We start from the raw sequence: 12321 nt of genomic DNA on the forward strand, positions 1-12321 counted from the left end.
TTTTTTATTCTTATTATGAAATGGGCAAACATATTTTTTGGGGCTTACCTTTGCAGCCCAAAATGATTCTTCACCATAAAAATTGTATATGAAAGTTACTGTTGTAGGTGCAGGCGCCGTAGGTGCAACCTGTGCTGATAACATTGTGCGTAAAGAAATAGCGCATGAAGTTGTATTGCTTGACATTAAAGAAGGTTTTGCTGAAGGTAAAGCCCAGGATATGATGCAAACCGCAGCCCTGCTTGGTTTTGACACACGCATCAGCGGCAGCACCGGCGATTATGCTAAAACTGCAAACAGCGATATCGTTGTTATAACATCCGGACTGCCACGCAAACCAGGCATGACCCGCGAAGAACTTATTGGCACTAATGCAGGTATTGTAAAAGGTGTTGTTGGAAGCATTTTAAAATATTCACCCAATGCTATTATTATTATTATCAGTAATCCGATGGATACCATGACTTACCTGGCGCTTACAGCAAGCGAATTACCTAAGAACAGGATAATTGGTATGGGCGGCGCTCTGGATAGTGCAAGGTTCAGGTACCAACTCAGCCAGCATCTCGGCTGCAGCCCGGCTGATTTGAATGCCATTGTTGTTGGCGGTCATGGCGACACTACCATGATTCCTTTAATAAGCAAAGCAACATGGAACAGCGTTCCGGTTACTAAATATTTAAGTGCAGATCAGCAAAAACAAATCGTATCGGATACAATGGTTGGCGGAGCCACGCTTACCAAGCTCATCGGCACATCTGCATGGTATGCACCCGGCGCGGCAGGCGCAGCACTGGTTGAAACCATTGCCAGGGATGAGAAAAAATTATTTACCTGCTGTGTTTACCTTGATGGAGAATATGGCCAAAGTGATATTTGTCTTGGCGTGCCTGTGGTCATCGGCAAAAACGGCTGGGAAAAGATCATTGAAATTGATTTAAATGAAGAAGAAAAAGCTGCATTTAGTAAAAGTGCAGATGCAGTAAGAAACATGAATGATGTTCTGAAAACATTATAAGAAGCTTTTCAATTAGAAAGAGGTTCACATTTTAAAATGTGAACCTCTTTTATTTTAAGTCAGCCGTCTTCCTTTCTCATCGGAGGTATACAGATTATTACAAAAATAAAAAGCCCCGCAATTGCGGAGCTTCGTTATAATGTAGGGATTCTTCCTAAACTCTAAAGTGGGAGAAAGCTTTGTTAGCTTCTGCCATGCGGTGCGTGTCTTCTTTCTTTTTGAAAGCGGCGCCTTCACCCTTGCTGGCAGCGATAATTTCGTTAGCCAGTTTATCAGCCATTGTTTTACCATTACGGTCGCGGCTGTAACGGATAAGCCATTTCATACTTAAAGAAATTTTACGGTCTGCGCGCACTTCTGTAGGTATCTGGAAAGTAGCACCACCAATTCTGCGGCTGCGCACTTCTACAGCAGGCGTTACATTTTGTAAAGCTCTTTTCCAAATTTCATAACCGTTTTCGCCGGTTATTTTGCTCACCTTATCAACCGCATCGTAAAATATGGTGATTGAAGTACTTTTCTTTCCCTGCCACATAAGGTTATTCACAAAACGTGTAACCAGTTTATCGTTAAAACGAGCGTCTGGCGCTAAGGGTAACTTTTTTGCTTGTGCTTTTCTCATCGCTTATAATGATGAATATTTAATTATTTTTTTGCTTTTTCTTTCTTGGTACCGTATTTAGAACGGCTTTGCTTGCGGTCTTTTACGCCGGCAGTATCGAGGCTGCCGCGTACAATGTGATAACGTACACCCGGTAAATCTTTTACACGGCCTCCGCGGATAAGCACGATAGAGTGCTCCTGCAGGTTATGGCCTTCACCCGGAATATAGGCAATCACCTCAATTTTATTGGTTAAACGCACCTTTGCTACTTTACGCAGGGCTGAGTTCGGCTTTTTGGGAGTTGTAGTATAAACCCTTGTACAAACGCCACGACGCTGAGGGCAGGCATCTAAAGCCCTTGATTTGCTTTTTGCCCTGATTATTTCACGGCCATTTCTTACTAATTGTTGTATTGTAGGCATTATTAACCTTAATTTTTTGGGACGGCAAAGGTAACTGCAACAGTATTTAATTCCAAATAAATTGGTACGCTCTTCTGAAATTATTGCGAAAAATGAATAAAAACCAACATTTCCTTTACACTTTAAACAACCATCCGTGCTTATCCGCAGTTTTACCAAGGCGTATCTGGTCAAGTGCCTGTTTAACTTTTGGAGAAATGGTAAAGCTGTTCACATCAAAATCCATCACAAAATCTTTGTACTTCAATTTTTTTATGTTTGAAATAACCGCAGCAGTGCCCATTCCAAAGATTTCTGTAAGCGTACCATTCTTATAAGCTTCCACCACTTCGTCAATATTCAGCTTTCTTTCTTCTACTTTAATACCTATATCTTTTAAAATGGTAATGATACTGTCGCGGGTAACGCCTTTTAAAATCGTGTCTTCCAGCGCGGGGGTCACAAATGAGTTATTAATAACAAAACCTATGTTCATCATACCTACTTCCTGCAGCCATTTATGCTCGAAGGCATCTGTCCATAAAACCTGGTCATAACCCATTTCTTTTGCCTTTGTAGCAGGCAGCATGCTGCCGCCATAATTGCCGGCATTTTTAGAAAAGCCGACACCGCCGGGCGCAGCCCTCGTATATTTTTCTTCCACAGCAATTTTCATGGGCGCTGCGTGGAAAGGCCCAACTGGACTAAGGATAATTAAAAATTTATAGGTTTCAGAAGGTTTTACGCCCAGCATATAATCCGTAGCAAACATAAACGGACGTATATATAATGAATGCTCTGCCTGTGTTGGAATCCAATTTTCATCAAGCTCAATCAACTGCCGCATGCCTTCAATAAAAATCTCTTCCGGCACTTCGGGCATGCTCATACGCCGCGCAGAAAGATTAAAGCGCTTTAAATTTTCGTAAGGGCGGAAAATAACAGCTTCACCGTTTTCCTGCCGAAAAGCCTTAATGCCTTCAAAGATAGACTGCCCATAATGCAGTGCGGAAACTGAGGGATCTAATACCAGCGGCTGATAAGGTTTAATTTCTACCGCTTTCCATTCACCATTTTCATAATCGGCTTCCAGCATGTGATCGGTAAAAAATTTTCCGAAAGGAATGTTTTCGAGGCTTATGTCAGTCAGCTTGCTCCTTTCTATTTTTGTGATGTTTATGTCTAACACTTCTGTCATACCCTTAAATTTGATGCAAAGAAAATAAAAAATCTTTTAGGAGATAAGGCCGCTTATCAATAGATTATTGCATTAGCAGCAATTTTTGGCACCGGCGGCTTTTTGAAAATCAAATAATTTACAATTGATGAAGGAACAATTACCACCGCAGGTTTTAGCGGGATTATTTAATAATTCGCTGGTTTATACCGGTGAGAAAATTAAAACAGAAACCATTTATGATGTACAGCAACCTGTTGCAATAAATGAGTACCCTGTTGAACTAAAACCTGCACCCGCAGAAGAAAAAGTGCACAAGCCCGGCAAATGGTACCTGGGTAATTATGAAAAGAAATTTATAGTACTGGTAAACGATGAATACAATGTTTATTTAAGTGAAAAAGAATTGGAATTCCTTACAGGTATTTTAAATGCCTGCAAAATGAACCTTGCACATGTTGCGCTTATCAACTTCAAAAACCATCCTGTTCAATTTCAGCAGATGAAGAAAGATTTGCAACCGCAATTTATTGTAAGCTTTGGCATAAATGCATTGCAGATAGAATTGCCATTTTCGATGCCCGACTACCAGGTGCAGCAATATGATAATTGCGCCATATTAACGGCACCTGCATTGGTTCAATTAAACGCTGCAACGCCTGCAGCAAAAGCTGAGAAAACAAAATTGTGGAACAGCCTTAAAAAAATGCTTAATCTCTGATGAATAATAAAACCCTGATTTTCGCGAGCAACAACAAACATAAAGTTGAAGAAATACTTGCCGTTATTGGTAACCGGTATAAAATAATTACATTAAGCGAAGCCGGAATAGATATTGACATTCCCGAGCCGCATGATACAATCGAAGCCAACGCATCTGAAAAATCGAGAACTATTTACCAGCTTACAAAACAAAATTGTTTCGGCGATGATACCGGCCTTGAAGTGGAAGCTTTAAATGGCGAGCCCGGCGTTAAAAGTGCAAGATATGCCGGCGAACAAAGAGATTTTGATGCGAATATTGATAAGCTGCTTTCTGAACTTGATGACAAAGAAAATCGTAATGCGCAGTTTAAAACTATTATTTCTTTAATGTGGGATGGCACGGAATATTTATTTGAAGGTATTGTAAAAGGAATGATTATTTATGAACGCCGCGGCACAAATGGTTTTGGGTACGACCCTGTTTTTATACCTGATGGAAGCTATAAAACCTTTGGCGAAATGACGCTGGAAGAAAAGAATTTATTCAGCCACCGTAAAAAAGCTACGGACAAATTAATTGAATTTTTAAAGCAGCAATAATTGCTACAAATGCACAGATTTATTTGAATAATTTAACTGATTCCAACTGTGCGCATGTAACCTATTTATAAAATAATCGCATGGAACGCATTAAAATAAGCCTGCCGGATAATTTCAAATTCTCCACTGTAATTAAAGTTCGTATTACCGATTTAAATTATGGCGGCCATGTTGGTAACGATAGCTTTCTTGCTCTTGTTCACGAAGCGAGGATGCAATTCCTAAATAACTTTGGTTATTCGGAATTAAAACTTGAAAACACTTCATTAATTATGTTTGATGCGGCCATTGAATTCAAAAAAGAATTGAATTATGGCGATGAAGTAAAAATATCTGTTGCAGCCAACGGGTTTGATACAAGGGGTTTTGATATTTTTTACAAGATGGAGATCATTAACCGCGATGCCCCGGTGCTGGCTGCAAAAGCAAAAACAGGCATGCTTTGCTACGATTATAACAATAAAAAATTAACCGGCGTTCCGGAAAAAGTAAAAGAAACATTGATTTAAATACATCTGTTATTCAAAACCATCATTCCACTTTATATGGGTAATATTTTTATTAAGGAAGATAAGGATGATATCCTGCGCAGGATTGACGAACTGCATCCCAACTCAAAAGCAATGTGGGGCAAAATGAATGTTTCGCAAATGCTGGCGCATTGTGTTGTGCCAACAAGAATTTCAGCCGGAGAAATAGAAAGCAAACAAAGCCTTATAGGAAAACTATTTGGCAGTATAGCAAAGAAACAAATGCTCTCAAGCCCGGAAATGAAAAAAGGTTTGCCAACTGCACCGAATTTCATTATAAAAAACACGCCTGATTTTTATGAAAGCCAGCAAACTTTAAAAGATGCGATTGAAAGATTATATGAAACTGATAAAACGGACCTGGTTCAACGTAAACATCCGTTCTTTGGAAAAATGACAATTGAAGAATGGGGCATTCTCAATTATAAACATTATGATCATCATTTAAAGCAGTTTGGAGTTTAAGGCTTATGCTATAAAAATCAATTGCTGGTAACAACAAAATAAAAAAGCTTCGCTCATGCGAAGCTTTTAAAATTATATAAGTGCTTATATATTATTTCGCCTTATCAAAATTTTCCTGCACTTTTTTCCAGTTGATAACGTTCCAAATAGCTGCCAAATAATCAGGACGTTTGTTTTGATATTTCAAATAATAAGCATGCTCCCAAACATCAACGCCAAGAATGGGCGTGCCTTTTACTTCGGCAACATCCATTAACGGGTTATCCTGGTTGGGCGTAGAAGTAACTTCAAGCTTGCCATCTTTTACAATAAGCCAGGCCCAGCCACTTCCAAAACGGGTGGCGCCAGCCGCATTAAACTTCGCTTTAAATTCATCAAAAGAACCAAAGGCGCTGCTGATGGCTTCAGCTAAACTGCCCGAAGGTGCGCCGCCATCTGCAGATAAAATATCCCAGAAGAAAGTATGGTTCCAATGGCCGCCGCCATTGTTGCGAACGGCAGGTGAAATTTTGCCTGCATTGGCAATCAGGTCTTCAAGCGATTTATTTTCATGTTCCGTTCCGGCAATTGCTTTATTCAGATTATCAACGTACGCCTGGTGATGTTTGTCGTGGTGAATCTTCATTGTTTGCTCATCGATGTGCGGCTCTAATGCATTGTATGCATACGGCAGCGGAGGTAATGTGAATGCCATAGTTATAAAATTTTAGATTTCTGATTGTAGATTTCTGCTTTTACAGAAATACAATTATTGTTTATAAAGGACAACAAATTTAGTGCGAGGCTGGCAAAAACAGATTAATTCTTTCTTATATCGAAAATAAGCTTGTGTTTATAGGCATTTAATCACCAAAATCAAAAAAAATATCCATGATTTCGTTTTGGCTTTTATTCATGTATGACAGAATTTCTTCTCTTGCAGATTTGCCAAATTGTTTATCACTTTGAAAGCTATTATAAAGTTTTTTCAAAACCTTATTACCTTTTATTTCATTGCCTAACATTATCAAGTTTATAGCCTTATAAATAGTAAGCATTTTATAATCTGCATTTTTATTGCTCATTGTATCCAACACTGCATTGCATATTGATAGTGACCCATGAAAATATGTATCCGAGCTTATTGAATCTTCTAATTTTCTGTGAAGCATACCTCCCATTAAATATATATATCAGCTGCGTTGGGGTTAATTCTTATACACGCATTAATTGAAATGATCGCATCCTCAAATTTCTTTAATGATGATAAAAACATCAATTTATTATAATAGCATAAAAAACAAGAGCTATCAATTGATGTTGCACTATCAAGATATGAAAGGGCCTTTATACAACTATCTGGATTATTAATGAAAGAAACTAAAGGGATTATTTGATTGCTAAGCCGAACTACTTCTGGATTTGTAATATGTTGCACTTTAGGCTGGCTAATTGAATAAGAACTAATTAGCAAAAAAACAAGTATCAGTTTTAAACTTGTCATGGAATACATTATTTAATTATCTCTTCTGCTGAAAGAAAGTTTTCATAAGCAATGCGCAATCTTCAGCCAAAACGCCGGTTCGTATTTTTGTTTTTGGATGAAACGGAAAGTTAGGTGATGTTATGCGGCGATGTCCATTTTTTTCATCAGCCGCACCCCAAACTACGCGATTTAATTTACTCCAGTACAAAGCGCCTGTGCACATTAAACAAGGTTCAACAGTTACATATAAAGTTGCATCGGGCAAATATTTGGTACCAAGAAAATTATAAGCTGAAGTAAGCGCCAGTATTTCTGCATGCGCAGTTGAATCGTTCAGTTGTTCCGTCATATTATGCGCCCTTGCAATAATTTTTTGATTAATGACGATTACAGCACCAATGGGAATTTCATCTTCTTCATAAGCTTTCTCTGCTTCCCGCAGAGCATGCTGCATATAGTATTCATCATTCAATATCATTAATACAAATTGCTTATTCTTTATCCTTTTCTCTTTGTTTACGACGCTTTTCCCTTTTATACTTATTAAAGAGATCAAGGCTTATTTTAATCTGGCCATCATCACCATCTTTAGCACGCAGGTTAATGCTTCTGCCGGGATCATTCAACTTGTCGCGGTCTATCTTTTTAAAATCTTTATCTCCGGGCTTATTGGTTAAAGACGACAAGGGAACCTGTATTAAAATATCCGTTCTGTTTGCAGTACTGTAAACACCTTCAATATACATGGTAATTGCAGACGACTGAACGGGCATTCTCCGTATGTATACATCACCGTTTTTTATATCAAAAGTATCCTTTAATTCTGCGAACTGCACATTATTCAAATCCCGGTTTTTAAAAACATACTGCTGAATATTGAGCAGCGGTTTAAAATTAGTTAAAGCTGCATTCTTTAAAGAGAAATAGAGTTTGCCGTTCAGGCTGTTTGTAAGCAGCTTACCGGCATTGTTTACACCAACAGCCAGGTTCGCTTTTGCATTCATAATGCCCTGCAGGTTGCCGGATGTAATGCTCGTTTGCCCGAAATTATCAAATGCGTAAAATAATTTTTTCACATTAATCTGACTAAGGTCTGCGTTCACAACAGCCTGGTGATAGTTATTATTAACCTGGTGCACTTTAGCGGAAAGATCAAACGAACCATCAGCATGCTGAAGCGATGCTTTTTGAATACCCCAGTCGTTGTCTTCAAACAACATACTTGCATTTACATTGGTTGCTTTAAAATTATGCAATGCAACCTTATCTGCTTTCAGGATTACATGCATATCTCCGTTTTCAAGAGCATCATCCACTGAGGTTATAACAGAACCGACACCACCTTTCTTTTTTATTTTTGCAGCGCCTTTATTGGCAAATAAAGTTTTGAAATCATTCAGATCAACAGAGGGAGAATAAACGCTGCAATTTATACTTGCTTTCCCGGCCTCTTTTTTTGAATAACGGTTTAGGTCGCTGCCATTAATATTTACAGTAAACCGGCTGGCATTTACATTACATCTAAAGTTATTCATCGCCAAAGTATTACCTGCTATAGCTATAGCGCCGTTGCAGGAAGAGAAAGTAATATTTCTCGGTACATATACCATCGTTCCATTCTCAATTTCAATTTTTGCATTCAGCAGGTTTAGCAAAGAAGGGTCGGGAATTAAAGGGCCATTATAAGCGAGGTATAATTTGGCGCTGCCTTCGGTAAAATCGAATGTTTCAGATAACAGCGTTTCATCTAACTGGGCCATTGTACATGCCGTATTAAATTCAAATTGTATAGTTGGTTTTGATAAATTGGTTATAGCAATTGTAGGCGTGCTCATTTTTATCTGTCCCCAATTACTTGTAAAACCGGTAACAATAATTTTGGAGTTGGAATCATTTGGTGCAATCCGGGAATCAACCTGGTTTGAATAATTTCCTTTAAAGCTGCAGTTTGTTAAATTTACAACGGGTGTTGTAATATTATTTTCTGTCGTAACAAAATCAACCTTAACAGCGGGGTCTCCTTTTTTGGCTAATGGCCCTGTTAATGAAACATTCACATCTACAGGCTCTGTAAGATTTATCTTATCTAACCTGTTTCTTGTTTTAGGTTTTAAAATCGTTAGTGCTGAAGCATATTCAATACCTTTCGTTGAAGCATCTATATGAAACTGTGATTTTCTTTTGAAATCAAATTCACCCTTAATAAGAAAAGGCTGGCCTTGTATTTTAACCTTCGATTCGTTTATGGTAAGTACGCCGCTGGTATCATATATCAATTTCCATTTGGCTTGTATGCGCTGGTTTTCCAGCCAATACCCCTGCGGCAAATTAAAACCAAGCCCACGCAACATTAAATCTTCATCAAAAGTTATGTGATATTTTGAGCCTGTAAAACGCATGTCAACATCAGCATCGTCAATGCGGCCCGCATACCTTTTTTTACGAATAACATCTTCCAAAACAACTGTTACATTTTCAAGATTAAAATTTTTAAGAACGATTGGTTTCTTGCTCTTGCCGGCATTAGCCGTGTCTTTTTTATGCGGCATCAGCACATAGTTGTTGGAGTAGCCGTTCGCATCAGTAAAACTGTGCAGCACCGCATTTTTTACAGTTACGGAGCCAATCTTCAGCCTATTGCCAAGCAATCCTATAAAGCCTGCCCTTGCGGTAATTTCTTCGGCTTTAATAAAAGGCCTGTGGTAGAATGAATCACTGATAGTTACATTCTCAAGCGTAATACCAATATCAGGAAATGTTCTCCATATAGTTATATCGGCATTATTAATTTTTAATTCTCCTAAAATGGTTTCTTTCATCTTCGCATTAAGAAACCCCAGCAATCTTTCTTTTGATGATGATACATAAATGCTAAGGCTCACCAGTAATAAAATATATAAGCCAATTATTACGGCAACAATACGCACAAAGCGCCGCCTCCATTTCCCGGGCACATGAAACCTGCTTTTCTTCTTTTCTTCCTCCATAGCTTAACTATTAAGCAGCAATTGTATAAGAAACGCTGTTGTGCAACAGCGTTTTTACTAAAATTTATTTTGAATGATATAAGGAAGCATATTCAGCCATGTGGGCCAATCATGCGTCCATCCTTCCCAAATGCTGAAATCGTGCCATATACCTTTATCCCAAAGCACCTGTGAGAACCTGCGGTTGGCATCAGGATCTTCATAAGCCCCACCGCCTGTATAAACATGAATATGATGACTGGCGCGTATTTTATCAAGGTACCATTCATCTGTCAAATTGGGAATATAATGAATTGGGCTGTTAAAATAAACCTGGTCATCCCAAAAACCTTTTGAATATTCTGTAAGATCATACACGCCGCTCATGCTTATAACGCCGTTAATAATATCGGGCCGCTTTAAAAATAAATTCATGGCATGCAATGCACCAAATGATGCGCCGCAAGTATAAATCATCGTTTCATTGCTTGAACTGTTGCGTATAAACGGTATTACTTCGTTATGTACATAATAGTTAAACTCGTTTTGACGAATGGCTTTATGCGGCGGGTACATTTCGTTATTCAGCCAGCTTTCATTATTAATGCTGTTGATGCTATAAACTTTTAATTTGCCTGCATCAATAAAAGGGGCCAAAGCATCTATCAGTTTAAAGCGTTCATATTCGAGGTAATCAGCCGCAGCGGTTGGCACCAATAACAATGCAAACCCATAATGGCCATACGTTACTATTGGCATTTCTTTATTGAGTGAAGGACTGTGCCAGGATATAATTTCTCTTTGCATATAATTTAAGATGTGACTTTTTTATCCAAAAAATTGATATCAAATTTCATTTCGTATTCGCAGAGAAATACATTTGGTGTCATTTCTACTGCATATTTAATTTTCTCATCCATTTTATTAGCGACAATATATCCATAAACATTTTTATTTCTTGCCATATTTATTTTAACCCATCCCATATATCTTAATAATTGCCCCAATGCCCTATCGACTCCTCTTGAAAGTTTAGTTTCAAAAACAAAAAAATCTCCTTTGTCATCAACCGTTAAAATATCAATTGGCCCTACATCAGTTGGATATTCTTTACCTCTTCTTTCTCCATCGTCATACAGTTTTAAATTATGTTTCCTAATTGTTGATAAATTACGGATAAGAAAATCCTGAAGATGTTCTTCAAGAGCGAATAAATAAGTTTCCTTCTCAGTTATAAACTCTTCATCTTTAGCAATAGAAATTATTTCTTGAGTAGAATTCAAACCTAATTTTTGTTCATGAAGCCTAAAGTCAATATATCTTTTAAAGGCGTTTGATTCTTGTTTATGCGAATTGTCATCGTTTTGCTTAAATTCCGGAACAGAATACCATCTGTGAAAAATAGATTGCAATTCTTTTGGATTTTTTATGTCATATAAAGATTCCGAAATTATTGACCTTATTTTTAAATCCCTTGATAATTTGTCTATTTTGCTTGAATAAGCGTTAATGCTGCTTTGAGCCCACTTATCTGTCATCCAATTAATAAAACCCTCTTTTTCTGTCATTGTTATTTTAAAATTTCATTCTACAGTTTTAATGATATTACAAACAAACCTTCTTCACTTCATGCCATAAATCACGGTAGCATTGCGCTGCATAACTGCTGTTGGCATATTCAAATAAAGGCTGCTGGTTAATGCCCATTTTCTCTACATCGCTTAAATAAGGAATATAATTTTTAAAGAACAGTTTATCCCTGTAAAATTGTTGCATCACTTCATGGTGCAGGTTTTTCCTGTGGTCAACCATACTGAAGAAGCATTTTAACTTGCTTTTATCAAGACCGTTATCATCAAAATAAGCGCTCACCATTTCAAAAGAATTTATGGAAAGCGTTGTGGGGATATTCGGCATCAAAATATAATCTGCCGCATTAAAAATATTTTCATGCAATAAAGAAATACCGGGCGGGCAATCCAATATTACAATATCATATTCTTTAAGGTTTGCCAGCAGCGATTTTAGTTTTCTTTTACTGTGTTTTATATCACTCAGCAATGTATCAATATTACGCGCAGAAATATCCGCCGGGATTATCCATAAGTTTTCAAAAGCAGAATCCTGTGCGGCATCTTTTACATCTATTTCTTCTGCAAACAATTTTTTTGTTTCGTTTTTATTGTTTGCCTGCACTTTTAGATAAAATGAAGATGAACCCTGCGGATCAAGGTCCCATATCAGTGTTTTATAAACATCGGCAGCGGCGAGATAAGCCAGGTTTATAGCGGCGGCAGTTTTGCCCACGCCGCCTTTGAGATTGTATAAAGCAAAGATTGTCATACATCTAAAATACAAATTAAAACAGCCCACCCCAAAAGGAAGGGCTT

The 12321-nt window shown here is 37.8% G+C and carries 15 protein-coding genes; 5 read left to right on the forward strand and 10 right to left on the reverse strand.

What is annotated here, in order from left to right; genetic code table 11:
- Nucleotides 1-88: 88 nt before the first annotated feature.
- A complete protein-coding gene (mdh, locus tag BM015_RS08095; RefSeq protein ID WP_090657160.1) occupies nucleotides 89-1018 on the forward strand; it encodes a malate dehydrogenase in 930 nt (309 codons plus the stop codon).
- Between the two features lie 154 nt (nucleotides 1019-1172).
- On the opposite strand, the gene rpsG is transcribed toward mdh, so the two are convergent.
- From rpsG to BM015_RS08110, 3 genes are all read right to left on the reverse strand, one after another.
- Nucleotides 1173-1640, reverse strand: coding sequence for a 30S ribosomal protein S7 (gene rpsG / locus BM015_RS08100; protein WP_090657162.1), 468 nt, complete (start codon nucleotides 1638-1640; stop codon nucleotides 1173-1175).
- Nucleotides 1641-1663: 23 nt separating this feature from the next.
- Complete coding sequence (gene rpsL / locus BM015_RS08105) at nucleotides 1664-2044, reverse strand: 30S ribosomal protein S12 (protein WP_090657165.1); 381 nt, start codon at nucleotides 2042-2044, stop codon at nucleotides 1664-1666.
- A gap of 115 nt (nucleotides 2045-2159) precedes the next feature.
- Complete coding sequence (locus tag BM015_RS08110) at nucleotides 2160-3221, reverse strand: branched-chain amino acid aminotransferase (protein ID WP_090657167.1); 1062 nt, start codon at nucleotides 3219-3221, stop codon at nucleotides 2160-2162.
- A 127-nt stretch (nucleotides 3222-3348) separates the two neighbouring features.
- On the opposite strand from BM015_RS08110, the gene BM015_RS08115 reads away from it, so the two are divergent.
- The 4 genes from BM015_RS08115 to BM015_RS08130 all read left to right on the forward strand — a co-directional run bounded on the left by BM015_RS08115 (nucleotide 3349) and on the right by BM015_RS08130 (nucleotide 5500).
- Nucleotides 3349-3921: a hypothetical protein gene (locus BM015_RS08115; RefSeq protein ID WP_090657169.1), complete on the forward strand. Its 573-nt coding sequence runs from the start codon at nucleotides 3349-3351 to the stop codon at nucleotides 3919-3921.
- Nucleotides 3921-4505 carry an RdgB/HAM1 family non-canonical purine NTP pyrophosphatase gene (gene rdgB / locus BM015_RS08120; protein ID WP_090657171.1) on the forward strand — a complete coding sequence of 195 codons (585 nt, stop codon included), beginning with the start codon at nucleotides 3921-3923 and terminating at the stop codon, nucleotides 4503-4505. Before BM015_RS08115 ends, rdgB begins: the two co-directional genes overlap by 1 nt.
- A gap of 80 nt (nucleotides 4506-4585) precedes the next feature.
- Nucleotides 4586-5014 carry an acyl-CoA thioesterase gene (locus BM015_RS08125; protein ID WP_090657173.1) on the forward strand — a complete coding sequence of 143 codons (429 nt, stop codon included), beginning with the start codon at nucleotides 4586-4588 and terminating at the stop codon, nucleotides 5012-5014.
- Between the two features lie 36 nt (nucleotides 5015-5050).
- A complete protein-coding gene (locus BM015_RS08130; RefSeq protein WP_090657175.1) occupies nucleotides 5051-5500 on the forward strand; it encodes a DUF1569 domain-containing protein in 450 nt (149 codons plus the stop codon).
- A 91-nt stretch (nucleotides 5501-5591) separates the two neighbouring features.
- Here the strand turns inward: BM015_RS08130 and BM015_RS08135 are convergent, their stop codons facing one another.
- The 7 genes from BM015_RS08135 to BM015_RS08165 all read right to left on the reverse strand — a co-directional run bounded on the left by BM015_RS08135 (nucleotide 5592) and on the right by BM015_RS08165 (nucleotide 12274).
- Nucleotides 5592-6194 carry a superoxide dismutase gene (locus tag BM015_RS08135; protein ID WP_090657177.1) on the reverse strand — a complete coding sequence of 201 codons (603 nt, stop codon included), beginning with the start codon at nucleotides 6192-6194 and terminating at the stop codon, nucleotides 5592-5594.
- A 148-nt stretch (nucleotides 6195-6342) separates the two neighbouring features.
- A complete protein-coding gene (locus BM015_RS08140; RefSeq protein ID WP_177191851.1) occupies nucleotides 6343-6660 on the reverse strand; it encodes a hypothetical protein in 318 nt (105 codons plus the stop codon).
- A gap of 339 nt (nucleotides 6661-6999) precedes the next feature.
- Entirely contained in the window at nucleotides 7000-7443 is a 444-nt protein-coding gene (locus BM015_RS08145) for a nucleoside deaminase (protein WP_090657180.1), read from the reverse strand.
- 13 nt (nucleotides 7444-7456) lie between these two features.
- Entirely contained in the window at nucleotides 7457-9952 is a 2496-nt protein-coding gene (locus BM015_RS08150) for an AsmA family protein (RefSeq protein ID WP_090657183.1), read from the reverse strand.
- 57 nt (nucleotides 9953-10009) lie between these two features.
- Nucleotides 10010-10738, reverse strand: a complete 729-nt coding sequence (locus BM015_RS08155; RefSeq protein WP_090657185.1) for an esterase family protein — start codon at nucleotides 10736-10738, stop codon at nucleotides 10010-10012.
- Between the two features lie 5 nt (nucleotides 10739-10743).
- Entirely contained in the window at nucleotides 10744-11499 is a 756-nt protein-coding gene (locus tag BM015_RS08160; protein ID WP_090657187.1) for an endonuclease NucS domain-containing protein, read from the reverse strand.
- A gap of 37 nt (nucleotides 11500-11536) precedes the next feature.
- Complete coding sequence (locus BM015_RS08165; RefSeq protein WP_090657189.1) at nucleotides 11537-12274, reverse strand: ParA family protein; 738 nt, start codon at nucleotides 12272-12274, stop codon at nucleotides 11537-11539.
- Nucleotides 12275-12321: the final 47 nt, after the last annotated feature.

The sequence above is a fragment of the Parafilimonas terrae genome (assembly GCF_900115755.1).
In the GTDB taxonomy this organism is placed as follows: Bacteria; Bacteroidota; Bacteroidia; order Chitinophagales; family Chitinophagaceae; genus Parafilimonas; species Parafilimonas terrae.